This window comes from Saccharopolyspora sp. NPDC050642, from assembly GCF_040654735.1.
Taxonomy (GTDB): Bacteria; Actinomycetota; Actinomycetes; order Mycobacteriales; family Pseudonocardiaceae; genus Saccharopolyspora; species Saccharopolyspora elongata.
The window spans coordinates 77,128-100,817 of the sequence record NZ_JBFAIN010000015.1; the positions used below are offsets into that span (position 1 = coordinate 77,128).

Below are 23,690 nucleotides of genomic sequence, written 5' to 3' on the forward strand. Positions count from 1 at the left end.
GGTCACCGCTTTCGACGTTGTCGGCCTCATCCCTTCGTGGGTACGCCGATGGGATGGCTCCGCTTACCGTCTGTGCCCAGCCCGGCCAGTGGTGCCGGACACACGGGAGGATTCGACGGACATGCGGAAGCGTTCGGTTCTGATCGGAGCCATCACCGCGGTCGGCGCGATCGGTGCACTCGGTCTGCCCGCGGTGGCGGCACCCAGCGACGTCAACCCGTACATCGTCGGCGGCCACGACGCCACCGAGGAGTACTCGTTCATGGTGTCGCTGCAGCAGCAGGGCCAGCACGGTTGTGGCGGCTCGCTGATCAAGCCCGACTGGGTGGTCACCGCCGCGCACTGCGTGCAGGGCGGCGGCCAGTTCACCGTCCGGGTCGGCAGCAACGACCACACCAGCGGTGGCGAAGAGGCCAACGTGACCAACGTGCAGACGCACCCCTCCGGCGACATCGCCGTGCTGCAGCTCGACCGCCAGCTGCAGGCCACCCCGATCAAGATCGCCGCCGACTCCGGCCCGGCGGGCACCGCGACGCGGATCATCGGCTGGGGCCAGACCTGCGGCGAGCCCGGCTGCGGCCCGGCCCCGCAGGTGCTGCAGGAGCTGGACACCCAGGTCGTCGACGACTCCGGCTGCCAGGGCATCGACGGGCAGGGCGAGATCTGCACCGACAACCCGAACGGCAACTCGGGCGCCTGCTACGGCGACTCGGGCGGCCCGCAGATCAAGGGCACGCCGGGCAGCTGGGAGCTGATCGGCGCGACCAGCCGGTCCGGCAACGGCGACTCGACCTGCGCCACCGGCCCGTCGATCTACACCGACGTCGTCGCCTACGCGGACTGGGTCAACCAGAACACCGGCGGCTGAGCCGGCTTCGGGTGGCACCGCCCCACCCGAGAACTCACCAGGGCACGGCGCGATTCCGCGCCGTGCCCTGGTGTTCGTCAGCCCATGTTCGAGGAGTGGCCGGGGAACAGGTGGGCGTCCGGGTTGAGCTCCACGGCGATGTTGTTGACCGCCGTGGCCGCCTCGCCGAAGCCGGTGGCGATCAGCTTGACCTTGCCCGGGTACGCCGCGACGTCGCCCGCCGCGTACACCCGCGACCGGCTGGTCCGCATCGCGCTGTCGACCAGGATCGCGCGCTTCTCCAGCGCCAGGCCCCACTCCTCGATCGGCCCCAGGTCGGCGGTGAAGCCCAGCGCGGCCACCACCGTCTGCGCCGGCAGCACCCGGCGCTGCCCGTCGCCGAGCTCGACCTCCACCTCGCGCACGCCGGTGTCGTCGCCGCGGACCTCCGCGACCTCCGCCGGGGTGATCAGCGGGACGCCCAGGTCCTCGACCTTGGCGACCAGGCCCGGATGCGCGCGGAACCGGGTCCGGCGGTGCACCAGGGTCACGCTGCGGGCCACCGGGTGCAGGGCCAGCGCCCAGTCGAACGCGGAATCGCCGCCGCCGACCACCACCACGTCGTGTCCACTGTGCACGGACAGCTCCGGGATGAAGTGCACGACGCCGCGACCGACCCAGTCGCCGCCGACGGGCAGCGGGCGCGGGGTGAACTCGCCGATCCCGGCGGTGACCAGCACCGCGCCGGCGCGCACCGCCTCTCCCCCGCCGACCCCGACGAGCAGCCCACCATCCACATCGGACATCTCGGTCGCGGGCCTGCCGAGCAGGTAGTCCGGGTCGTATTGACCGGCCTGCTTCACCAGCGCGGCAACCAGATCGCGGCCGCGCACCTCGGGGAACCCGGCCACGTCGAAGATCATCTTCTCCGGATACATCGCGGTCACCTGGCCGCCGGGCTCGGGCAGCGCGTCGACCACCGCCACCGACAACCCGCGGAATCCCGCGTAGTAGGCGGCGAACAAACCGGTCGGACCCGCGCCCACGATCAGCAGATCGACCTCATGCGACACCGCGGTCATGCCCACCACCTCGTCGTCGACCGTGTGGACACACCCAGGCTAGCCGGATCTCCGCCGTGATGTCCGCATCACGGCGAGCGCTGCACCAGAACGCCGAACTCGCTTCCGCAGTTGGCGGTACCCGTTCGGCGGACCCGCCCTTACGTTCACCGAAAAAGGGGATCACGTCGGGGAGGACTGCCCGTGAAGAGGAAATCCATGCTGCTCGCCGGCCTCGCGGCCGTCGCGCTGGGCACCGGGCTGCTGCCCGCCACCGCGAGCGCCGCGGACGATCCGGGCGCGCTGATCGTCGGCGGCCACGACGCGACCGAGCAGTACGACTGGATGGCGTCGCTGCAGCGCGCCGGGAACCACAGCTGCGGGGCTTCCCTGATCGACCAGCAGTGGGTGCTCACCGCCGCGCACTGCGTGCAGGACGTCACCCCCGCCGACCTCGGCCTGCGGATCGGCAGCCAGGACCACACCACCGGCGGCACCGAGGCCGGCGTCGCCGAGATCGTGGTGCACCCGGACTACGCCACCAAGAACCCCAACGGCGACATCGCGCTGCTGAAGCTGGACCGCGCCGTGTCGCAGACGCCCGTCGAGATCGCCGACGCCTCCGGCCCGGACGGCACCGCGTCGCGCATCATCGGCTGGGGCGTGACCTGCCCGGTCCGCGGCTGCGGCCAGCCGCCCGCGCAGCTGCAGGAGCTGGAGACCAAGGTCGTCCCCGACGGCCAGTGCTCGCTGAGCGGGGTCGACGGCGCGACCGAGATCTGCACCGGCAGCAACGAGCTGCTCGCCAACGCCTGCTTCGGCGACTCCGGCGGCCCGCAGCTCGAAGGCCAGCCCGGCGACTGGAAGCTGACCGGCGTCACCAGCCGCCTCGGCAGCCTGATCCCGGTCTGCGGCACAGCCCCGTCGATCTACACCGACGCGACGGCCTACAAGGACTGGATCGCCGCCACCATCGGCTGATCTTCTCCGACGCGAAGGGCACCTTCCTCGAAGGTGCCCTTCGTGCTTTCCCGGCGCTGCGAGATGCGGCACCTTCATCGGTCCAGTGAGGACGTTCGGGTGCTCCGGGCCACAGATCGGCCGCCGAGTGGGGCGGGCCACGCTGACCGGGAGGCCCTTCCAGCGGGACACTTTCGGTATGGCTGAACAGGATTACCGGATCGAGCACGACACGATGGGCGAGGTGCGGGTTCCCGTCGACGCCCTGTACCGCGCGCAGACGCAGCGAGCCGTCGAGAACTTCCCGATCTCCGGCCGGGGCCTGGAACGGTCCCAGATCCGCGCGCTCGGCCTGCTGAAGGCCGCCGCGGCCCGCGTCAACGGCCGGCTCGGGGTGCTGGACGCCGACGTGGCCGAGGCCATCGCCGCCGCGGCCGACGAGGTCGCCGAGGGCGCCCACGACGCGCACTTCCCGATCGACGTGTTCCAGACCGGCTCCGGCACGTCGTCGAACATGAACGCCAACGAGGTCATCGCCACCCTGGCGTCCCGGCGGCTCGGCCGCGACGTGCACCCCAACGACCACGTCAACGCCTCGCAGTCGTCCAACGACACGTTCCCGACGACCATCCACGTCGCGGCCACCGAGGCGGTGCTCACCGACGTCATCCCGGCGCTGGACCACCTCGCGACGACCATCGAGGGCCGCGCCGCGGAGTGGACCGAGATCGTCAAGTCCGGCCGCACCCACCTGATGGACGCGGTGCCGATCACGCTGGCCCAGGAGGCCGGCGCGTGGGCCTCGCAGGTGCGCTACGGGATCGAGCGGCTGCGGGGCGGCCTGCCGCGGCTCGGCGAGCTGGCGATCGGCGGCACCGCCGTCGGGTCGGGCCTCAACGCCCCGGCCGGGTTCGGCGCCGCGGTCGCCGCGGAGCTGGCGGAGGTCACCGGGCTGCCGCTGACCGAGGCCCGCGACCACTTCGAGGCGCAGGCCGCGCAGGACTCGGTGGTGGAGATCTCCGGCGACCTGCGCACCGTCGCGGTCAGCCTCACCAAGATCGCCAACGACCTGCGCTGGCTGGGCTCCGGCCCGCGCACCGGGCTGGCCGAGCTGGCGCTGCCGGACCTGCAGCCGGGCTCGTCGATCATGCCGGGCAAGGTCAACCCGGTGATCCCGGAGGCCACCCTGCAGGTGGTGGCGCAGGTGATCGGCAACGACGCGGCGGTGGCGTTCGCCGGTTCGCAGGGCAACTTCCAGCTCAACGTGATGCTGCCGGTGATCGCGCGCAACGTGCTGGAGTCGGCGCGGCTGCTGGCCGCGGTGTCGCGGCTGCTGGCCGACAAGGTGTTCGCGGGCGTGCAGGTCAACGTCGAGCAGGCCCGGGCCTACGCCGAGGGTTCGCCGTCGATCGTCACGCCGCTGAACCGCTACATCGGCTACGAGGAGGCGGCCGCGGTCGCCAAGCAGGCGCTCAAGGAGCGCAAGACGATCCGCGAGGTGGTCCTGGAACGCGGTCACGTCGACGGGGGCAAGCTCACCCTGGAGCAGCTGGACGAAGCCCTCGACGTCCTCCGCATGGCCAACGGCGGCTGATCTCGTCGTGAGCCGTGAGCGGTTCGGGGCGCCCCGGACCGCTCACGGCCGCATCACTGCTGCGGCGTCGTGCTTTGCTTGCGCCGCAACAGGATCAGCGTCGCCGCGCCACCGCCGCCGAGGACCACGACGGCGGCGATCGCCGCCCAGGCCCACACCGGCACGCCGGAGGAATCCTGCTCCTCCAGCGACGCCAGCCCGGAACCGCCGACCGGCTCACCGGCATCCGCGATCGGCGCCGCCGGCAGGTTGCCGACCTGCGCGTACTGCGGACCGGCGGCCGGCTGGCCGACCTTGCTGACCGCGAGCCTGATCGGCATGTCGCCCTGCTCCCGGCTGCTGGAGCCTTCGAGCGTGATGTAGTACCAGCCCGCCACCGACGGCAGGTGATCGGCCTTGGTCTTCGTGGTGCGGTTGTTGTAGAGCACCCGCGGAGTGGTGATCGCCTCCGACGTCTCGGTCTCGTGGGCCAGGAAGATGGTCTTCTCCCACGAGTCGTCGCGGGTCCGCGTCGAGTCGAACACCGAGGTGGTCAGTTCCGCCGCGCCGTCGACCGCGTTGCTGTCGGCGGTGGTCATGACCGCCAGGGACTCGCCCCAGTTCAGCCTGACCTTGTAGGTCGCCATCTCGCCGGTGTGCAGGGTGTCCAGGTAGACCCCGCTGCCGGGCAGTTCCAGCGCGTCGTTGAAGCTCCCGCCGCCGGTCACCGGCTGCTCCGCGCCGCCCGGTGCGGCGAACGGCACGGCGGTCGGGTCGCCGAGCGGTCCCGCGTTCCCGGTCACCGGTGGCTCCAGGACGATCAGCAACTCGGTCTTCCAGGGCTTGCCGGTGGTCCGCCCGGCGTCGTTGGAGCGTTCGAGGCTCAGCACGACCTCTTCGGCACCCTTGCAGTCCTTGCCCTGGCCCTGGGTCCACTCCGCGGCCGCGGTGAGGTGCGCCCGCCACAGGGCGACGCCTTCCCAGCCACGAGCGCAGGTCTCGCCGTTCCAGTCCATGATCTTGGCCGTGATGTCCGGCGCGCCGGAGGTCTCGTCGTTGGGGACGATCGCACTGCCCGCGAAGTGCACGGTGAAGCCCTGCGGCACTTTCACGCGGTAGTGCTTGATCTCGGCCGGCGCGATGGTGTCGACGTACTGGCCCGCGCGGACCTCCGGCGCATTGCCCGGTGACGGGGTGCCGGTCACCGGCGTGCCCCGCACCTCGTAGCTGCGCCGGGCGCTCTCGACCACGGTCGGCAGCTTCTGCTCCAGCGTGCCCGCGTCGGTGTCGGTGTAGGTGCCGCCGGTGGCTTCGGCGATGCACGAAAGCTGTTGCCGCGCTTGGTCGTCCACCTGGTAGCCCACGGTGTGCACGCTGAGGTCCACACCGGCGGCGTCGAGCTCCTTCGCGACCTCGCACGGGTCCGGCGGCGCGCACGTGTCGAGGCCGTCGGAGATCAGCACGATGGCGCGCGGACCTTCCTTCGGCAACGCTTCGGCCGCCGCGCGCAGCGCCTGCCCGATCGGCGTGTACCCGGACGGCCGGATCCCGTCGACCTTCCGCTTCAGCTCGGCGGCGTTCAACGGGCCGACCGGCTGGGCGGTGACGATGTCCTGGCAGCCCCGCGCCTTCTCGGCGTCGCTGCTGCCGGTCTGCGTCCCGTAGACCTGCAGGCCCAGCTGAGTGTCCGCGGGCAGGCCGTCGACCAGGGAGTTCAGCGCGTGCTTGGCGGCGTCCATCCGGGTGCCGCCGGTCGGGAGCTGCTCGGTCATCGACCCGGAGGCGTCCAGCGACACCATCACCGGCGCCGGCCGCGGTGCCTCCTGCGCGACCGCCGTCGCCGGCAGCAGCGGAACGGCGGCCACCGCTGCCGCGCACAGCACTCCCAGTCCGCGCAATGCGACCACCTCTTCGCTCGTCGGGGCCCGACCACCCGTTCGGACGAACATGGCGGACATCGGGTTCCAGCCGATCTGGACGGGCCTGTCCGCCGCGACGCGGGTGCGCGCTGTCGGGGGTCGTGCGCACCATGGGCGCATGGTGCTGCTCGCGGATGTGGTGACGACCTCGCGCGAGGTCTCGGCGACGCGTTCCCGCAAGGCGAAGACCGCCGCGATCGCCGGGCTGCTCGCGCGGCTCGACGCCGAGGAGGTCCGCCCGGCGGCGGCGTTGCTGGCCGGTGAGCTGCCCGGCGGACGGGCCGGCGTCGGCTGGTCCACGCTGGCCGCGCTCGACGTCGAACCGGCTCCCGAGCCCACCCTGACGATCATCGATGTCGACTCGGCGATCAGCGCGGTGCGGCTGATCAGTGGCGCCGGCTCCGGTCAGCGCCGGACCGAGGCGCTGTCCGGGCTGCTCGGCAAGGCACCCGCCGACGAGCAGGAGTTCCTGGTGCGGCTCCTCGGCGGCGAGCTCCGGCAGGGTGCGCTGGAGGGCGTGATGATCGAGGCCATCGCCGCCGCGGCCGGGGTGCCGACCGAGGCGGTGCGGCGGGCGTTCATGCTCTCCGGCCGGCTGCCCGCGACCGCCGAGGCCGCGCTGCGCGGCGGCGAACCGGCGCTCGCCGAGTTCCGCCTGGAGGTGGGGCGGCCCGTCCGGCCGATGCTGGCCTCGCCCGCGGAAACCCTGGACGCCGCGCTCGACGAACTCGGCGAGGTCAGCGTCGAGTACAAATTGGACGGTGCGCGCATCCAGGTGCACCGCGACGGCGAGGACGTGCACGTCTACACCCGGACGCTGCGCGAGATCACCGGCAACGTGCCCGAACTCGTCGAGCTGGTGCGCGGCCTGAACTGCCGGCCGGTGGTGCTGGACGGTGAGACGCTCGCGCTCGACGACGCCGGGCGCCCCAGGCCGTTCCAGGAAACGATGGGCCGGTTCGGCGCCCAGAACTCGCGCGATCTCCTGCTGCACCCGTACTTCTTCGACTGCCTGCACCTCGACGGCGAAGACCTGCTCGACCTGCCGCTGCGGCAGCGCCTCGACGCGCTGGAACGGGTCGCGCCGCAGCACCGGATCCCCGCGGCCCTGTCGCCGTCGGCGGATCGCGCGGCCGCGCTGTTCGACGAGGCGCTGGACGCCGGGCACGAAGGCGTCATGGTCAAGGCGCTGGACTCGGCGTACGCGGCGGGACGGCGCGGCCGCTCGTGGCGGAAGGTCAAGCCCGAGCACACCCTGGACCTGATCGTGCTCGCCGCCGAATGGGGTCACGGCCGGCGGCGCGGCTTCCTGTCGAACCTGCACCTGGGCGCGCGGGATCCCGACGGCGGCCCGCCGATCATGGTCGGCAAGACGTTCAAGGGCCTCACCGACGAACTGCTGGCCTGGCAGACCGCGGAGTTCCAGCGCCGTGAGTCCCACCGCGACGACTGGACCGTCCACATCGCGCCGGAACTCGTCGTGGAGATCGAACTCGACGGCGTGCAGACCAGCACCCGCTACCCCGGCGGCGTCGCGCTGCGCTTCGCCCGCGTGCTGCGTTACCGGCCCGACAAGGACGCGGCGTCGGCCGACAGCATCGAGGCGGTTCGCGCCATGCTGCCGGGCGGGTGAGATCCTGACGGCATGAGCGGCAACGACTTCGACGAGATCGGCTCGATCAACATCGGACCGGGCACCATCAGCCCGCGCGACTTCCAGGCGGACGCGGTCGAGCTGGACTACTACGTCGCGGTCCTGGTCCTGGAGGCCACCTCGGACGCGGCCGACCACGAGCCGCTGTACGAGGAATCCTTCGTGCTGCTCAAGGCGGAATCCGAAGAAGAGGCGAAGGAAAAGGCCGTCGAGCACGGCAAGCAGCAGGAGACCAGCTACCAGAACGAGAACCACGAACTGATCACCTGGAAGCTGAAGCAGATCATCGAGGTGAAACCCCTCGAAGACGCCACCTTCGACGACGGCACGGAACTCTACGGCCGCTTCTTCCGCAATTACCAGGCCTACAGCTCCTTCGAACCCCTAACGGAAGAAGAAGCCTGAAAACGCAGAGGCCGGGGTCCCGCCTCCGGCGGGGAGTCCCGGCGTACTTCCACGTACCTCGGTACGCAGCCACGGTGAGTGTGGCAATGGGAACCGCCAGGACATCAACTCCAGAACCGTCAACCAATCCGGGGATCTTGAATTCCGGCCCGGAAATCGCAGAGGCCGGGGTCCCGGCGTACTTCCGCGCCCCAGCAGAGCACGGCTGAAGACAGATTGGGCCGTCCGGCTTCGGGAGGCGACTGGGGGCGTCCGACCCCGTATGGTGGTGAAACGTGCAGTTCTTGAACGGGCAGCAGCCCTCCACCGACCTGACCTACGACGACGTCTTCCTGGCGCCCCGGCGCTCCGGCGTCGAGTCCCGCTTCGACGTGGACCTCGCCACCAGCGACGGGACCGGCGCCACCCTGCCGATCGTGGTCGCCAACATGACCGCCGTGGCCGGCCGCCGGATGGCGGAGACCGTCGCCCGGCGCGGCGGCCTGGTCGTTCTGCCGCAGGACGTCGACCCCAGCGCGGTCGCCGAGATCACCGCCTGGGTCAAGGCGCGGCACCCCGTGTGGGACACCCCGCTGGTGTTGCACGCCGATGACGCCGTCGCCGACGCCATCAACCTCCTGCCCAAGCGCGCCCACGGTGCCGTCGTGGTCGTCGACGACGACAACCGGCCGCTCGGGGTCGTCGGCGAGGCGGCCTGCACCGGCGTCGACCGGTTCACGCGGGTCGGCGAGGTCGCCGACCGGCACCCGGTCGTCCTGCCGCTGGAGACCAAGCCCCGCGAGGTGTTCGAGCAGCTGGACCAGCACGCGCGCAACGTCGCGATCGCGGTCGACGCCGACGGTCGGCTGGCCGGGATCATGACCAGCCGCGGCGCGCTGCGCGCCGAGATCTACACCCCGGCGCTGGACGACGCCGGCCGGCTGCGCGTGGCGGCGGCGGTCGGGGTCAACGGCGACGTCGCGGCGAAGACGTCCGCGCTGCTGGAGGCCGGGGTCGACACGCTGGTCGTGGACACCGCGCACGGCCACCAGGAAAAGATGATCTCCGCGCTGCAGGCGGTCCGCTCGGCCGGCCCGCGGGTTCCGGTGGTGGCCGGGAACGTGGTGACCGCCGACGGCGTGCGCGACCTCGTCGAGGCGGGCGCCGACGTGATCAAGGTCGGTGTCGGGCCGGGCGCGATGTGCACGACGCGGATGATGACCGGCGTCGGCCGGCCGCAGTTCTCCGCCGTCGCCGAATGCGCCGCCGAGGCGCGGCGGCTCGGCAAGCACGTCTGGGCCGACGGCGGCGTCCGGCACCCGCGCGACGTGGCGTTGGCGCTGGCCGCCGGCGCGGCGTCGGTGATGGTCGGCTCGTGGTTCGCGGGCACCTACGAATCGCCCGGTGACCTGCAGCGCGACGAGCACGGCCGGGCGTACAAGGAGTCCTTCGGCATGGCGTCGAAGCGCGCCGTGTCCGCCCGGACCCGCAGCGACAACGCGTTCGACCAGGCCCGCAAGGCGCTGTTCGAGGAGGGCATCTCCAGCTCGCGGATGCGGCTGGACCCGCAGCGGCCGAGCGTCGAGGACCTGCTGGACGAGATCACCTCCGGCCTGCGCTCGTCCTGCACCTACGCGGGCGCACGCAGCCTGGAGGACTTCTACGACCGCGCGCTGGTCGGCATCCAGTCCGCCGCCGGCTTCGCCGAGGGCAGGCCGCTGCCCGCCGGCTGGTGATCGAGCGGGGCGCCGCTCGGCGAGCGGCGCCCCACCTCGTGATCAGGGCGTGAAGTCCCCTTCCAGGAGTTCGGTGACCAGGGCCGCGATCGGAGAACGCTCCGAGCGGGTCAGGGTCACGTGGGCGAACAAGGGGTGGCCCTTGAGCTTCTCGATCACCGCCGCGATGCCGTCGTGGCGACCCACCCGGAGGTTGTCGCGCTGGGCGACGTCGTGGGTCAGGACCACCCGGGAGTTCGCGCCCAGCCTGGACAGCACCGTGAGCAGCACGTTGCGTTCCAGGGACTGCGCCTCGTCGACGATGACGAACGCGTCGTGCAGCGACCGGCCGCGGATGTGGGTCAGCGGCAGGACCTCCAGCATGCCGCGATCGATCACCTCGTCCAGCACGTTCTCGCTGGCCAGCGCGCCGAGGGTGTCGAACACCGCCTGCGCCCACGGCGCCATCTTCTCGTTCTCGGTTCCCGGCAGGTAGCCGAGTTCCTGACCGCCGACCGCGTACACCGGCCGGAACACCACGACCTTGCGGTGCTGCTGCCGCTCCAGCACCGACTCCAGGCCCGCGCACAACGCGAGCGCGGACTTTCCGGTCCCGGCCCGGCCGCCCAGCGACACGATCCCGACCTCCGGGTCGAGCAGCAGCTCCAGGGCGATCCGCTGCTCCGCGGAGCGGCCGTGCAGGCCGAACGCCTCCCTGTCGCCGCGCACCAACCGGACCTGCTTGTCCGCGGTCACCCGGCCCAGCGCGCTCTGCGAGCCGCAGAGCAGCCGCACCCCGGTGTTCGGCGGCAGGTCCCGGGCCTCGTCGAGATCGGCGAGGCCTTCCTTGAACAGGACGTCCACCGAATCCGACGGAACCTCGACGTCGGCCATCCCGGTCCAACCCGAGGACACCACGTCCTGCGCGCGGTACTCCTCGGCGTCCAGGGCGACCGCCGCCGCCTTGACCCGCAGCGGCATGTCCTTGGTCACCAGCGTGACCCGGTGTCCCTCGGCGGCCAGGTTCAGCGAACAGGCCAGGATCCGGGCGTCGTTGGAGTCCGTGCGGAACCCCGGCGGCAGCACCTGCGGGTCGGAGTGGTTCAACTCGACGTGCAGGCTGCCGCCGGACACGCCGACCGGAACCGGCTCGTCGAGCCGACCGTGCTGGATTCGCAGGTCGTCGAGGGCACGGAGGGCTTCTCTGGCGAACCAGCCGAGTTCGGGGTGGTGGCGTTTGCCCTCCAGTTCGCCGATCACCACCACCGGGAGCACGACGTTGTGCTCGGCGAAGCGGGACAACGCCCACGGATCGGACAGCAGCACCGAGGTGTCCAGCACGTAGGTGCGGATTTCGGTGTCACCGGATTGCGCGCTGCTCGCGGACTCGCCGCTACGGGCTGGGATCTCCGCTTGGGGCTGGGAACGTCGTGCGGTCACGGCTACTCCCTCGCGGGCGTGGCATGCACACCCGCTCGTCGGCGGGCCGGGCCTGCCCCCGTCGCGCCCCGGCCGGACCGGTAGTCCGCCGTGGCCGCAGGGGCCGGGCACCGGCCCTTCGCGACCAAGGTGGACGTGGTAACCGTCCGCTCCAGCCATCAGGCACGATCAGGGCCTCCCGGACGGGCCGCGTTCGGACTTGCACTGGGAACGGCCCGTCATCAGCGACGCTACCGGCGGGATTGCGTCTCGGCAGGCAGCCACACAGGTGATTCGCCGATTGGTCAACTTTTCTTCACATGGCACGGGATTCGCCCAGGTCACGGATTCGCCGGCGGATCAGGGCCGAGGTCGATCCGGGTCCGGCAGCAGGTCAGGACACCTCTGCGGCCCGGCGCGGATCCGGCACGCCACGTGATCATGACTACGCCATTCGGGTGATCTTCACCGGGTGAACGGCTCAGACGCGGGCCGCCAGCTCGGCCCGGACGGTCTCGGGCACCAGCGGTTCGTCAAGCAACCGGCGATAACGATCGGCGCTCGATGTGCCCGCCGGGCGGTTCTCCAGCCAGCGCCGCAACAGCCGGTAGCCCTCGACGTAGGTGGTGGTGTAGGCGCGCCACAGCGGATCGCGCATGAACCGGACGAGGTGCCGCGCCCGCTGGTCCGGCATCAGCAGCCAGCGCTGCAGGTACGCGGCAACCTCCGCCTCGTCCGCGCCGTCGGCGTGCAGCATCAGCAGGGCGTCCTGGCGGACCGTCAGCAGGCGGCTCATCGCGAGCTCCAGCCGCTCCGACAGCTCACCTTCCATCCGGATGCCCAGGTCCGCGAAGATCTCCGCCGCCCACGGGCCCCAGCCCGGCCCCACGACCGCCTGCAGGCCCAGATCTGCGAGGCCTTCGGCCATAAGGCATTGCGGGGTGTTGACCAGGAAGATCGTGTGCTCGGCCTGGGCGTCCCGGATCGCCAGGCCGGCCTCCTTGCGGCAGTGCTCGGTGTGGTGGCCCGGGTAGGACTCGTGCGCGACGAGCTGCGGCAGGTTCGCGGCCCGGTGCCCGACGTCGGCGTTCACGGCCACCCGCGACCGGTAGTCGCCGACGTAGTGGTTGAAACCGCTCCAGGGCTTGTCGGTCACGATCTGGTACTCGACGACCTCCTGGACCGGCAGGCCGAAGCGGCGGCGCACGCGATCGCGCAGCGCGCTCGAAAGCGCCTGGACGCAGACCTTGAGCCGGTCGGCGGGCACCGCGTCCCGGCTGCGGACGGCGGCGAGGCGCGCGGGCATCGAGCCCCGGCCGGGCAGCAGCTCGGCCAGCAGGCGGTGCGCCTCGCGGTACTCGTCCTGATCGCCGAGCGCCGGCGTGACCTGGAAGTACGCCTCCACCTCCGCCCGGAACGGCACCTGCTCGCCGGCCAGCTTGCGCCCGGAGCACTCCAGCGCGGTGAGCTGCGCGGCGAGGAACCGGCGGCGCGATTCGGCCAGGCCGGACTCCGGCAGCGCGGCGAGCAGCCTGCGCGCGTCTGCGGTCAGCCGGGCCGGGTCGGGACTCGTCTCGTTCTGCACCCGCCGCCGCAGCGCCGGGTCACCGGTGTAGGAATCCACGAATCCCTGGACGAGCCGGTCGAATCTGAGCCCGAGGAGCACGTATTCGGCCACGAGCGCTTCGGAGTCCACATCCGGACACTACGCCGCGCGCTCGCGAGCTCGGAACGGTGGTCCCCGTTTCCGCGTCCGCCGAAACCGTGCGCATTTGCCGACGCAACGAAAAGGACGGTCGCGACACCTGAAGATCACACAATGGTGTTAACAAGGTGTCGTTTTTCCACTTTGGCTGGATACCTTTCACGCCGAGCGCATCACCCCGGCTGAACATTGGGGTGCGCAGCCGGGAATTCGATCGCGCTCTTCATCCCATCCAACAAGGAGTTCCCAAGTGCTCAAGAAGGCAGCGATCGTCGCCGGTGCCGCCGCCGGCCTGCTGGCCCTGGCCCCCGTCGCCTACGCCGACAGCGCGGACAACGACGGCATCAACATCCTGAACGACAACAACCTGAGCGTCCTGCCGATTCAGGCCTGCGGCAACAACGTCGCCGTCCTCGGTGCGGTGGTGCCGGTCCTGTCGCCGCAGCTGAACAACTGCGTCAACGCGCCGATCGTCGACCACCCCAAGGGCTACTGAGCCAGCGGGGCGGATCACCTGGATCTGGTACGCGGAATTAGGTGACGAAAAGGGCGCCGGGCCTGCCCCGGCGCTCCTTTTTGCGCGTCGGAAAACGGGCCGGGAGTCCGCTCGCCATCGGAATTCCGGGCCGCGACGAGCGGAAACGAGATTGGCGTTCACACAATAGTGTTACGGAGTTTGGGAATCCGGCCCGCGCCGGGTTAGCTTCTCTGCCGGAACGCGCCAGACTCGATGGCCACCTCGCGGGCTTTCCGAAGTCCCCGGTGTGAACTCCGAATACCGCGGTAATCAAAGGAGAGTGAACCCAAGTGCTGAAGAAGGCTGCGATCGTCGCCGGTGCCGCCGCCGGCCTGCTGGCCCTCGCCCCCGTTGCCAACGCCGACAGCGCGGACAACGACGGCATCAACATCCTGAACGACAACAACGTCAGCGTCCTGCCGGTCCAGGCCTGCGGGAACAACGTCGCCGTGGCAGGCGCCGTCGTGCCGATCCTGTCGCCGCAGCTGAACAACTGCGTCAACGCCCCGATCGTCGACCACCCCAAGGGCCACTGACCCAGGGCGAATCGCGTCGGGAGGGCCAGGTCCTGCGAGACCTGGCCCTTTCGCCGTCCCGGGGTCAGCGGCCCAAGCGGCGGTGCCGGACCGCGTAGTCGCGGAGCGCGCGGGTGAAGTCGACGCGGCGGAAGGCGGGCCAGTACGCCTCCGTGAACCAGAACTCGGAGTGCGCGGACTGCCACAGCATGAAGCCGGACAGCCGCTGCTCCCCCGACGTGCGGATCAGCAGGTCGGGGTCGGGTTGCCCGGACGTGTAGAGGTGCTCGGCGATGTGGTCGACGGTGAGCACCTCGGCGAGCTCTTCGATCGTGGTGCCCGCTTCGGCGTGCTGCTGCAGCAGCTTGCGAACCGCGTCGGCGATCTCCCGGCGCCCGCCGTAGCCGACCGCCACGTTGACCTGCATGCCCGTGCGGCCCTTGGTCCGCAGGGCGGCCGCGGACAGCCGGGCGGCGGTCTCGGTGGGCAGCACGTCGAGGGCGCCGACGATCCGCACCCGCCACGGGGTGGCCGGGTCGGTGAGCTCGTCCACCACCCCGGCGATGATCTCCATCAGCGCGTTCAGCTCTTCGGACGTGCGGTTGAGGTTGTCGGTGGACAGCAGCCACAGCGTGACGACCTCGACCTCGGCCTCATCGCACCAGCCGAGCAGTTCGGCGATCTTGCGGGCGCCGGCGCGGTGTCCGTGTGCGGCGTCCAGGCCGGCTTCCTTGGCCCATCTGCGGTTGCCGTCCAGGATGACGCCGACGTGCCTGGGGTGTTCCACCCCGTCGAGCTTGCGGCGCAGCCGCCGCTCGTAGACGTCGTAGATGAGTTCTTTCAACCGAACCTTGAGCGCCACGCCCGATGAGCCTACGCGGATGCCGGCGGGCCGTGGCCTCCACCTCAGCTCAGCGTGCCGCGCAGGTCACGGACGGGATGCGCGACACCCCGCCTTCGAGTGCCGTTGGACACTTCCGATCACAGGGGCGGGTGCGAGGTCTCCGCACCGAACCTACGGTCCCGTAACCTCGAGGTGTGACTAGCGCCCTCACCGCTCGCCGCCCGACGGCATTCGTCAAGCCGCGGATGCGCGGCTGGATCCACTTCTGGTCGCTGGTGGTGTCCGTCGCCGCCGGTGCCACGCTGATCGCCCTCGCCGCTTCGACCGTGTCGGCCGCCGCCGCGGTGGGCACCTCCATCTACGTCGCGACCGTGCTGGGGCTGTTCGGCGTCAGCGCCCTCTACCACCGCAAGACCTGGAAGACGATCGGCGCGCGCACCTGGATGCGGCGGCTCGACCACTCGATGATCTTCCTGTTCATCGCGGGCACCTACACCCCGTTCGCGATGGTGGCCATGCAGCCCACGACGGGCGCGGTGGTGCTCGCCGTCGTCTGGGGCGGGGCGCTGGGCGGCGTGATCTTGAAGCTCGCCTGGCCCAACGCGCCGCGCTGGGTCGGCGTGCCGGTCTACATCGCGCTCGGCTGGGTCGCCGTGTTCGTGTTCCCCGACCTGCTGCAGAACGCCGGGGTGGCGGCGTTGGTGCTGCTGATCGCCGGCGGGCTGATGTACACGGCGGGCGCGATCTTCTACGCGACCCGGTGGCCCGACCCGTGGCCGAAGACCTTCGGCTACCACGAGTTCTTCCACTCGGCGGTGTCGCTGGCGGCGATCTGCCACCACATCGCGATCTGGCTCGCACTCTACGCCTGACGCGCGTTCCACCAGGTCAGGGCCCGTGCGCACTTCGTGCCGCTATGGCAGCACGAAGTGCGCACGGGCCCTTTCGCTTGCTCAGCCGCTCTCGGGGCCGCGGTTGCGCAGCTCGTCGACCTTGGACAGGGCCTCGCGCAATTCGCCCAGCCAGTCCTCGGTGTGCCTGCCGACCAGCCGCACCGCCCAGGCCAGCGCCTCGGACCGGGACCGGGCGACCCCGGCGTCCACCAGCGTGTCCAGCACCATCCGCTCGGGCTGGTGCAGCCTGGTCATCACCGGCACGGACAGCGTGGTGAACAGTTCCTCGGTGCCGCCGAGGCTGGCGCCCCAGGCGACCTTGCGCCCGTAGCGGTGCTCCGCCTGGCGGGCGATCTCGATCCGCTCTTCGCGGGTCTCCTCGCGGAACCGGGCGATCCGCCCGCTCTCCGCTGCGGCGCGCTCGGCGTCGTCGGCGAACTCGCCGTCCACCGGCGGCAGTTCGCCGACCACCAGGATCTCCTCGCGATCGACGGTGACCGCCGGGCCGCCGGCGAACCAACCCTCGGGCAGCCGCCCGGTGAACCACGCCGTGGCGTCGGCGGCGGTCGGCGGCTCGCTGCGCCGGCCACCGCCCGCCCACGGCGGCCCGCCCCTGCCTCGGCCGCGAGCCGTTCGTCCGAATCTCGAATGCATGACTCCCACCTCCCGATTACAGGATTACACGCTTACATTGCAGGTGGGTAGGGCCGTCGTTCGGCTCGCGGCGAAACCCGGGCACCCTTCCGCGGGCAGGCGGACGGAGCGAACAGGCCGGTCAGCGCGCGGCGGCTTCGGGTGGCTCGAGCGAACGGCCCGTTCACCTCATCCATCGAGGTGAACGGGCCGTTCGCGGCCTTTCTGCCAGGCGCGATGGCTCAGCGGGTGAGGGAATCGACGAGGTCCTCGGTCGTCGTCACCGGGCGGTCGCACACGTAGCCCCGGCACACGTACGCCGCCGCGGCTCCGCCGACCAGCGGCCGCTCCGCCAGCAGCGGCACCCGGGTCGCCTCCGGCTCCCCCGCCAGCGCCACGGCTCCGCCCGGGGCGTGCCGTCGCGCCGCGGCGATCAGCGCCGCGCGGTCGGCGTCGTCGGCTTCGCCGACCACCGCGACCTGCAGCGGGCCGTGTGCGCGAGCCTCGGCGACGCTGAGCCAGTGACCCGCGAAGCGGGGAGCGCGCTGCGCGAGGAGCCCGGCGCGGCCGAGCGCCTGCTCCGCCGCCGCGCGGTAGCGCCCGGCGGCGTCCGCGCCGGCGAGCGCGGCAGCGGCGAGCAGGGCCGAGGCGAGCGCCGAGGCCCCGGAGGGGCTGGCGTTGTCGGTGGGATCGGAGGGGCGCCGGACGAGGGACTCGGCGTCGGCCGCCGTGTCGTGGAACATGCCCGGGTGGTCGGCGTCGGCGAACTGCTGCAGGGCCGTGTCCAGCAGTTCGCACGCCGCATCGAGCCATCGCGGCTCGGCGGTCGCCTGGTGCAGCGCGAGGAGCCCGTCGGCGAAGCAGCCGTAGTCCTCCAGCACCCCCGCGGCCGTTCCGACCACGCCGTCGCGGGACGTGCGCCGCAACCTGCCGTCGATGAAGTGCCGCTCCAGCAGCAGATCCGCCGCCTGCGCCGCCGCCTCGACCCAGCTCGGCTCGTCGAGCGCCGCCGCGGCCTCGGCGAGCGCCGTGATCGCCATGCCGTTCCAGGCGGTGACGACCTTGTCGTCCTTGCCCGGCTGCGGGCGCCGGTCGCGCGCTTCGCGGAGGCTGTCGCGCACCCGGCGCCAGCGGGCGTGGTCGTCCGGGTCCTGCTTGAGCTGCAGCGTCGATGCGCCGTTCTCGAAGGTGCCCGTCTCGGTCACCTCGAACAGCTCCGCCGCCCAGTCCCCGTCCACCGGCCCGAGCACCTCGCGCAGCTGGTCCGGCGTCCACACGTAGGTGAGCCCTTCGACGCCTTCGGTGTCGGCGTCCAGCGATGCCGCGAAGCCGCCTTCCGGCGTTCGCAGGTCGTGCAGCAGGAACTCGGCCGTCTCGCGGGCGACCCGCTCGCCGAGCGGGCTGCCGATCCTGGCGAGGTGCGCGTACACGCGGAGCAGCAAGGCGTTGTCGTACAACATCTTCTCGAAGTGCGGCACCACCCACGCGGCGTCGACGCTGTAGCGGGCGAAGCCGCCCGCCAGCTGGTCGTAGATGCCGCCGCGGGCCATCGCCGAGCAGGTCGCTTCGGCCAGTTCCAGCGCGGCGTTCTCGCCGTCCGGCACGCCGACCCGTTCGTGGTGGCGCAGCAGGAACTCCAGCACCATCGACGGCGGGAACTTCGGCGCGCCGCCGAATCCGCCGTGGGCCGCGTCGAATTCCGCGTGCAGCCGGGAGACCGATCCGGCCAGCACCTCTTCGTCCAAAATGGACTCCGGCAGCGGCGCGCGCTGCGCGGCCAGCTGCTCCACCACCCGGGCGGCGGCCTTCCGGACCTCTTCGCCGCGGCCTTCCCATGCCTGCGCCACGGCGTCCAGCAGCTGGCCGAACGACGGCATGCCGCCCATGGGCGCCGTCGGGTAGTAGGTGCCGCAGTGGAAGGGTTCGCCTTCCGGGGTGAGGAAGCAGGTCATCGGCCAGCCGCCCTGCCCGGTCATCGCCTGGGTGGCCTCCATGTAGACCGCGTCGATGTCCGGCCGTTCCTCGCGGTCCACCTTGATGTTCACGAAGTGCTCGTTCATCACCCGCGCGATCTCCGGGTCCTCGAACGACTCGTGCGCCATCACGTGGCACCAGTGGCAGGCGGCGTAGCCGACGGACAGCAGCACCGGCACGTCCCGCCGCCGCGCCTCGGCGGACGCCTCGGGCGACCAGGGCCACCAGTCGACCGGGTTGTCGGCGTGCTGGAGCAAGTAGGGGCTGGTCGCGTTCGCAAGCCGGTTCGCCATGCGCCCAGCCTCCCACTTCGCCGAACCGGGCGCACCCAGCCCCGCCCTGCGGACGCCCCGGCCGCGACCTCGCCGATTTCTCACAAAACGTGTTACAACCGACGGCATCTCTGCTAATACTTACGGCCACTCGCGGATCTTGAGGAGCGGCGGATGACGACCATGCGCCTCGGCGCTGTGCGAACGCGCGACGAGACCACGGTGGATGCCGTCGCCCGCCCGCCGGAGTAGCGATGGGAACCGTGCGGCCGTCGGGCCGCGCCGTGCTCGATGACGTGTACGTCCTGCCTGCGCTGCTCGACCACTGCACCGCGACATCTCGTCGCCACCGACGACGCCACGCCCGAGCACGAACTCGCCACGATCCGCGCCTCCGGCACCGAGGTGCGGCTCGTGTCGATGCCCCCGCCGTGACGGCAGAACCATCCGAGGAAACGATGCGAGCAAGGAATTCCACTGTGGACAACCTGGGAGCGGCGCGATGAACCTGGTCGCCGGAATCGACTCCTCCACCCAGTCCACCAAGGTCGTGGTCTGCGACGCCGACACCGGAACGGTGCTGCGGGAGGGCCGCGCGCCGCACCCGGACGGCACGGTCGCCGACCCGGAGGACTGGCGGCGAGCGCTGGCCGAGGCTTCCGATGGCCTCCTCGACGACGTCGCAGCCATCGGCATCGCGGCCCAGCAACACGGCATGGTGGCGCTGGACGAGCAGGGCGTGCCGGTGCGGCCCGCCCTGCTGTGGAACGACAACCGCTCCGCGCAGGCCGCGATCGACCTGACCGAGGAGCTCGGCGGGCCGCAGGCGTGCGCGGAGGCGATCGGCTCGGTGCCGGTCGCCAGCTTCACCGCCAGCAAGCTGCGGTGGCTGGCCGAGCACGAGCCGCACCTGGCCGACCGGGTGACCGACGTGCTGCTGCCGCACGACTGGCTGACCTGGCGGCTGACCGGCGAGTTCGTCACCGACCGCGGCGACGCGTCCGGCACCGGCTACTGGTCGCCCCGCGAAGGCCGCTACCGGGAGGACGTGCTGGCCACCGCTTTCGGCGGCCGGACGCCCCGAACGCCGCGGGTCCTCGGCCCGGCGGAAGCAGCCGGGCACACCCGGGACGGCAAGCTGGTGTCGGCCGGAACGGGCGACAACATGGGCGCCGCGCTGGGCCTGGACGTCAGGCCCGGCGACGTCGTGGTGTCGCTGGGCACGAGCGGCACGGTGTTCGCCCGGGCGGATCGGCCGAGCGCGGACCCGACCGGCCAGATCGCCGGATTCGCCGACGCGACGGGCGGTTTTCTGCCGCTGGTGTGCACCCTCAACGCGGCCCGGGTGCTCACCGCGACGGCGGCGATGCTCGGTGTCGAGATGACCGAGTTCGACGAGCTGGCGCGCCGGGCCGAGCCCGGTGCGGGCGGCCTTGCGCTGCTGCCGTACCTGGACGGCGAGCGCACGCCGTTCCTCCCGGACGCCGCCGGAACTCTCACCGGGCTCCGGCGGGACAACATGACACTGGAGAACCTCGCGCGGGCCGCAGTGGAGGGAATGCTGTGCGGGCTTGCGGCCGGCGTCAACGCGCTGCGCGCGGACGGCGTCGAGGTGGGCAGGGTGCTGCTCATCGGCGGCGCGGCCCAGTCGCGGGCGGTGCAGGTTGCGGCGCCGCTGATCTTCGGCGTGCCGGTGACGGTGCCCGCACCGGCGGAGTACGTCGCCCGAGGCGCGGCCCGCCAGGCGGCATGGGCGCTGGCGGGAACGCCGGAACCGCCCGAGTGGCTGCTACCTGGAACGGCGGAACTCGACGTCACCGACCCGGAAGCGGGAGCCCGCATCCGAGACCGGCACACCGCCGCATTCACCCAGGTCCACGGCGCCTGACCGGGAATGCTCGTGAGCGTTCATTCCGGTTCTCACCGGAATGAACGCTCACGACGTCATGGCGAAGCCGCTCGTCCGGCCGAGGACGGTCGCCCAGTCGGATACGGTGCCTTTGCGCGCAGGTGATCGATCAGGGGGAGTTTCCTTTGCAGCCAGGGCATCCGCCGTTCCAGCCGCCTCACCGCCCCATGCCGCCGCCGCACCCCGGCATGCCGCCCGGCCCTCCCGCCGGTCGGCCTCCCATGCCGCCGCCTCCGCCGCCCGCTCCGCGACCGGTCGCGCCGCCGGCTCCGAACGCCGAAGCGACGCAGGTGCTCCGCACCTCGGCGAAGACCGAGGAACCGATCAACCTGTTCGACCTCGTCGGATTCGGCGATCCGGCCCAGGCCAAGCTCGACCAGGCCTGGCAGCCTCGCGGCTCCGAGGATCGCTTCCGGGTCGCCATCGGCGTTGACGACCACGGTCGGCCGGTGCACCTGGACTTCAAGGAAACCGGCAGCGGCGTCGGCGTTTTCGGCTCCGCCGGGTCCGGGAAGTCCGAGCTGTTGCGCACGATCCTGTTCGGGTTGGCCGCTACGCACTCCTCGGCCGCGGTCAACTTCGCCTGCATCAGCCGAGAGCACGACGACCAGGTCTGGCGCTCGCTCTACCCGATCCCGCACACTGCGCTCGCCGAACCGATGCGCTCGAACGACCTCACCGGCCGGCGGTTCGACGAGGCGCTGGCCGGCCTGCTCGCCTGGCAGGTCGAGCAGTTCAACCGGTTGGACGTCGGGAACTTCGCCGATTACCAACGCCTCCAGCCGGAGTCCGATGCCGAGCCTATGCCGATGCTGCTGGTCGCGATCGACGACCTGCCCGGTGTCCTGCGCGACCGCCCCGGGTTCGCGGCGACCATCGACCGGCTGGTCCGCCACCGGCGCTCGGGGATCAAGCTGGTCTACACCGCGACCTCGACGGAGCAGCTCCCGGAGCTCGCGGGCGCAACCTCGACCCGCATCGTGCTGCGGACCAGCGAAGCGGACGCGGTCAAGCTCATCGGCCGCGCTCGCGAACTGCCCGATTCCCCGGGCCACGGACACCTGGCTCGTCCGCGCCAGGAGCCGCTCCGCTTCCGCGCCGCCTACACCGACCTGCCGCACGGGACGCCCCAGAGCGACTACTTCCAGACGATTCCCCAGATCTTCGCCGAGCGGATCCGGGGCCAGGGCCCACCGGCCCGGCAGCTCATCCTGCCGCCGCCGGGCGAACCCCCGGCCGGAATCGACCTGCCGCTGAAGGCCACCGAGGACCGGGGCTTCAACGCCAAGCCGGAAACTTCGCTGAGCGTTCCGGTCGGCGTGCTCGACAACCCCTTCCACCACCGGCACGAGCCGCTGCTGCTGGACTTCGCCGGCTCGGATGGCAACCTCGCGATCGTCGGCCGCCCGCGCAGCGGCAAGTCGACCGCCGTGCGAACGACCCTGCTGACCTTGGCTCTCACCCACACCCCGGCCGAAGTCCGCTTCCGCTGCCTGGACTTCGGCGGCGGCGGTCTGGCCTCGCTGCGCGACCTGCCGCACACCAGGGTGGTGACCGCCAGCCACGACTCGGACTTCGTGGCACTTGCCGTCGAGGAACTCGAAACGCTGCTCGCCAAGCGGGAGAAGTCCTTCGCGCAGCACGGCGTCGACTCGGCCGACGAGTTCCGCCGGCGCCGCCGCGAAGAGCCGCTCGGCGAGGCCGCGACCGACCACTTCCTCGTCGTCGACGGCTGGCCCGAAGTGCACCAGCACCCCGGCCTCGCCGATCGGGTCCTGCGCCTCGCCCGGCGCGGCCTGTCCTACGCCATCCACGTGGTCGTCACCGCCAACCGCTGGGACGACCTGCCCCGCGAGCTGCGCGACCTCGCGGGCGGCCGCATCGAGCTGCGGCTGGCGGACCCGCGGGACTCGCTGATCTCCCCCGAGCACGCCGACTCCGTCCCGCCGGACAAGCCCGGCTGCGGACTCCGCAGCGGACTCCGCTGCGCGATCAACATCCCGGTGCTGGGCGACGAACTACCGGCCTGTTCCGACGAGCCCCTGCCGGAGGACATCGACGCGAAGACCCGCGAGCTCGTCAAGCGCATCGACGATTCCTGGTTCGGTTACCGACCTCCACAGCTTCGCCGACTACCCGCCATCGTCGGCTACGACGAGCTCCCCAGCGCCGAACCGGGCACCATCCCGCTCGGCCTCGACAGCAGCGGCAGGCCGGTGCACTGCTCGGTGGCCAACAGCGCCGAGCACCACCTGCTGATCATGGGCGGCGAGAAGTCCGGGCGGAGCACGGCGGTTCGCACGGTGCTCCGCGGCATCTCCAATGCCTACACCAAAGAGCAGGCGATGGTGCTGTGCATCGACTTCCGCCGCGAATACCACCTGACGGACCTGGACGACCTGCTGCTGGCCTACATCCGCTCGCCGAAGGAAGCCGAGTCCGCGCTCAGGGACACGGTGGCCGCGCTGCGCAAGCGGCTGCCCGACCCGGCCACCGGGAAGCCGGACTGGTCCGGACCGGAGGCGTTCGTCGTCATCGACGACTACGACCTGTTCACCGGCGAACTGGCCAAGCTCTGCGGGATGTCGGAGCTGCTGCCCTACGCCGCTGAGATCGGCCTGCACCTGGTCCTGGCGTGCGAAGGCCACCGCTACACCAACAGCGACACGATCATCCCGTTCGCCTCGAACAGCGCGACCAAGCTGGTCCTCAAGGACGCGCTCTGCCCGGCCAGCCTCAAGGGCGAGCGCGGCGATCAACCCCGCGAGCCGGGCGAAGCGGTGCTCACCGCCCGGATCGACCAGCAGTACCAGCAGATCGCGCTCCGCGTGGCCTGGATCCCGCATCCGCTGGAAACCTGACCCGGAAAGCGAGCGGGGCCATCCGGCACTCCGGA

The 23,690-nt window shown here is 71.5% G+C and carries 19 protein-coding genes; 12 read left to right on the plus strand and 7 right to left on the minus strand.

The features are described 5' to 3' along the window. Positions 1–121: 121 nt before the first annotated feature. The gene (locus AB0H93_RS23295) at positions 122–868 is read left to right on the plus strand and encodes a serine protease (RefSeq protein ID WP_358575141.1); all 747 of its coding nucleotides are present in this window, start codon (positions 122–124) and stop codon (positions 866–868) included. 77 nt (positions 869–945) lie between these two features. Here AB0H93_RS23295 and AB0H93_RS23300 read toward each other — a convergent pair whose 3' ends face one another. Then, positions 946–1,929, minus strand: coding sequence for an NAD(P)/FAD-dependent oxidoreductase (locus AB0H93_RS23300; RefSeq protein ID WP_358575143.1), 984 nt, complete (start codon positions 1,927–1,929; stop codon positions 946–948). A gap of 198 nt (positions 1,930–2,127) precedes the next feature. On the opposite strand from AB0H93_RS23300, the gene AB0H93_RS23305 reads away from it, so the two are divergent. Beyond that, the gene (locus tag AB0H93_RS23305) at positions 2,128–2,889 is read left to right on the plus strand and encodes a serine protease (protein WP_358575255.1); all 762 of its coding nucleotides are present in this window, start codon (positions 2,128–2,130) and stop codon (positions 2,887–2,889) included. A 178-nt stretch (positions 2,890–3,067) separates the two neighbouring features. Next, the gene (locus AB0H93_RS23310) at positions 3,068–4,462 is read left to right on the plus strand and encodes a class II fumarate hydratase (protein ID WP_358575144.1); all 1,395 of its coding nucleotides are present in this window, start codon (positions 3,068–3,070) and stop codon (positions 4,460–4,462) included. A 53-nt stretch (positions 4,463–4,515) separates the two neighbouring features. Here the strand turns inward: AB0H93_RS23310 and AB0H93_RS23315 are convergent, their stop codons facing one another. Beyond that, complete coding sequence (locus tag AB0H93_RS23315; protein ID WP_358575146.1) at positions 4,516–6,339, minus strand: VWA domain-containing protein; 1,824 nt, start codon at positions 6,337–6,339, stop codon at positions 4,516–4,518. A 139-nt stretch (positions 6,340–6,478) separates the two neighbouring features. On the opposite strand from AB0H93_RS23315, the gene AB0H93_RS23320 reads away from it, so the two are divergent. From AB0H93_RS23320 to AB0H93_RS23330, 3 genes are all read left to right on the plus strand, one after another. Further along, the gene (locus AB0H93_RS23320) at positions 6,479–7,993 is read left to right on the plus strand and encodes an ATP-dependent DNA ligase (protein ID WP_358575148.1); all 1,515 of its coding nucleotides are present in this window, start codon (positions 6,479–6,481) and stop codon (positions 7,991–7,993) included. 12 nt (positions 7,994–8,005) lie between these two features. Continuing rightward, positions 8,006–8,419, plus strand: coding sequence for a DUF4288 domain-containing protein (locus AB0H93_RS23325; RefSeq protein ID WP_132483071.1), 414 nt, complete (start codon positions 8,006–8,008; stop codon positions 8,417–8,419). Positions 8,420–8,694: 275 nt separating this feature from the next. Further along, the gene (locus AB0H93_RS23330) at positions 8,695–10,134 is read left to right on the plus strand and encodes a GuaB1 family IMP dehydrogenase-related protein (protein WP_358575149.1); all 1,440 of its coding nucleotides are present in this window, start codon (positions 8,695–8,697) and stop codon (positions 10,132–10,134) included. Between the two features lie 42 nt (positions 10,135–10,176). On the opposite strand, the gene AB0H93_RS23335 is transcribed toward AB0H93_RS23330, so the two are convergent. Then, the gene (locus tag AB0H93_RS23335) at positions 10,177–11,553 is read right to left on the minus strand and encodes a PhoH family protein (protein ID WP_358575151.1); all 1,377 of its coding nucleotides are present in this window, start codon (positions 11,551–11,553) and stop codon (positions 10,177–10,179) included. A gap of 460 nt (positions 11,554–12,013) precedes the next feature. Continuing rightward, positions 12,014–13,228, minus strand: a complete 1,215-nt coding sequence (locus AB0H93_RS23340; protein ID WP_358575152.1) for a DUF885 domain-containing protein — start codon at positions 13,226–13,228, stop codon at positions 12,014–12,016. A 259-nt stretch (positions 13,229–13,487) separates the two neighbouring features. Here AB0H93_RS23340 and AB0H93_RS23345 point away from each other — a divergent pair, with 259 nt between their 5' ends. Together AB0H93_RS23345 and AB0H93_RS23350 are read left to right on the plus strand one after the other, a co-directional pair. Continuing rightward, positions 13,488–13,733, plus strand: coding sequence for a hypothetical protein (locus AB0H93_RS23345; RefSeq protein ID WP_358575153.1), 246 nt, complete (start codon positions 13,488–13,490; stop codon positions 13,731–13,733). A 311-nt stretch (positions 13,734–14,044) separates the two neighbouring features. Further along, positions 14,045–14,290 carry a hypothetical protein gene (locus AB0H93_RS23350; protein WP_358575154.1) on the plus strand — a complete coding sequence of 82 codons (246 nt, stop codon included), beginning with the start codon at positions 14,045–14,047 and terminating at the stop codon, positions 14,288–14,290. 64 nt (positions 14,291–14,354) lie between these two features. On the opposite strand, the gene AB0H93_RS23355 is transcribed toward AB0H93_RS23350, so the two are convergent. Then, positions 14,355–15,131, minus strand: coding sequence for an isoprenyl transferase (locus AB0H93_RS23355; protein ID WP_132483056.1), 777 nt, complete (start codon positions 15,129–15,131; stop codon positions 14,355–14,357). A gap of 176 nt (positions 15,132–15,307) precedes the next feature. Between AB0H93_RS23355 and AB0H93_RS23360 the strand changes: the two genes are divergently transcribed. Then, positions 15,308–15,985 carry a hemolysin III family protein gene (locus AB0H93_RS23360; protein ID WP_328592445.1) on the plus strand — a complete coding sequence of 226 codons (678 nt, stop codon included), beginning with the start codon at positions 15,308–15,310 and terminating at the stop codon, positions 15,983–15,985. A gap of 81 nt (positions 15,986–16,066) precedes the next feature. Here the strand turns inward: AB0H93_RS23360 and AB0H93_RS23365 are convergent, their stop codons facing one another. Both AB0H93_RS23365 and AB0H93_RS23370 read right to left on the minus strand, forming a co-directional pair. Further along, positions 16,067–16,660, minus strand: coding sequence for a hypothetical protein (locus tag AB0H93_RS23365; RefSeq protein ID WP_358575156.1), 594 nt, complete (start codon positions 16,658–16,660; stop codon positions 16,067–16,069). 221 nt (positions 16,661–16,881) lie between these two features. Next, positions 16,882–18,906, minus strand: a complete 2,025-nt coding sequence (locus tag AB0H93_RS23370; RefSeq protein ID WP_358575157.1) for a thioredoxin domain-containing protein — start codon at positions 18,904–18,906, stop codon at positions 16,882–16,884. 270 nt (positions 18,907–19,176) lie between these two features. Between AB0H93_RS23370 and AB0H93_RS23375 the strand changes: the two genes are divergently transcribed. The 3 genes from AB0H93_RS23375 (at position 19,177) to eccCb (ending at position 23,655) form a co-directional block, all read left to right on the plus strand. Continuing rightward, entirely contained in the window at positions 19,177–19,320 is a 144-nt protein-coding gene (locus tag AB0H93_RS23375; protein WP_358575158.1) for a hypothetical protein, read from the plus strand. Between the two features lie 67 nt (positions 19,321–19,387). Beyond that, on the plus strand, positions 19,388–20,773 hold the full coding sequence (gene xylB, locus AB0H93_RS23380; protein WP_358575159.1) for a xylulokinase: 1,386 nt from the start codon (positions 19,388–19,390) through the stop codon (positions 20,771–20,773). A gap of 242 nt (positions 20,774–21,015) precedes the next feature. Next, on the plus strand, positions 21,016–23,655 hold the full coding sequence (eccCb, locus tag AB0H93_RS23385) for a type VII secretion protein EccCb (RefSeq protein ID WP_358575160.1): 2,640 nt from the start codon (positions 21,016–21,018) through the stop codon (positions 23,653–23,655). Positions 23,656–23,690 lie beyond the last annotated feature (35 nt).

Coding starts and splice junctions, on each gene's coding strand:
- AB0H93_RS23375 (WP_358575158.1), top strand. CDS start 19,177: ATGACGTGTACGTCCTGCCTGCGCTGCTCGACCACTGCACCGCGACAT.
- eccCb (WP_358575160.1), top strand. CDS start 21,016: ATGCCGCCGCCTCCGCCGCCCGCTCCGCGACCGGTCGCGCCGCCGGCT.
- xylB (WP_358575159.1), top strand. CDS start 19,388: ATGAACCTGGTCGCCGGAATCGACTCCTCCACCCAGTCCACCAAGGTC.
- AB0H93_RS23310 (WP_358575144.1), top strand. CDS start 3,068: ATGGCTGAACAGGATTACCGGATCGAGCACGACACGATGGGCGAGGTG.
- AB0H93_RS23325 (WP_132483071.1), top strand. CDS start 8,006: ATGAGCGGCAACGACTTCGACGAGATCGGCTCGATCAACATCGGACCG.
- AB0H93_RS23305 (WP_358575255.1), top strand. CDS start 2,128: ATGCTGCTCGCCGGCCTCGCGGCCGTCGCGCTGGGCACCGGGCTGCTG.
- AB0H93_RS23365 (WP_358575156.1), bottom strand. CDS start 16,660: ATGCATTCGAGATTCGGACGAACGGCTCGCGGCCGAGGCAGGGGCGGG.
- AB0H93_RS23300 (WP_358575143.1), bottom strand. CDS start 1,929: ATGACCGCGGTGTCGCATGAGGTCGATCTGCTGATCGTGGGCGCGGGT.
- AB0H93_RS23370 (WP_358575157.1), bottom strand. CDS start 18,906: ATGGCGAACCGGCTTGCGAACGCGACCAGCCCCTACTTGCTCCAGCAC.
- AB0H93_RS23295 (WP_358575141.1), top strand. CDS start 122: ATGCGGAAGCGTTCGGTTCTGATCGGAGCCATCACCGCGGTCGGCGCG.
- AB0H93_RS23320 (WP_358575148.1), top strand. CDS start 6,479: ATGGTGCTGCTCGCGGATGTGGTGACGACCTCGCGCGAGGTCTCGGCG.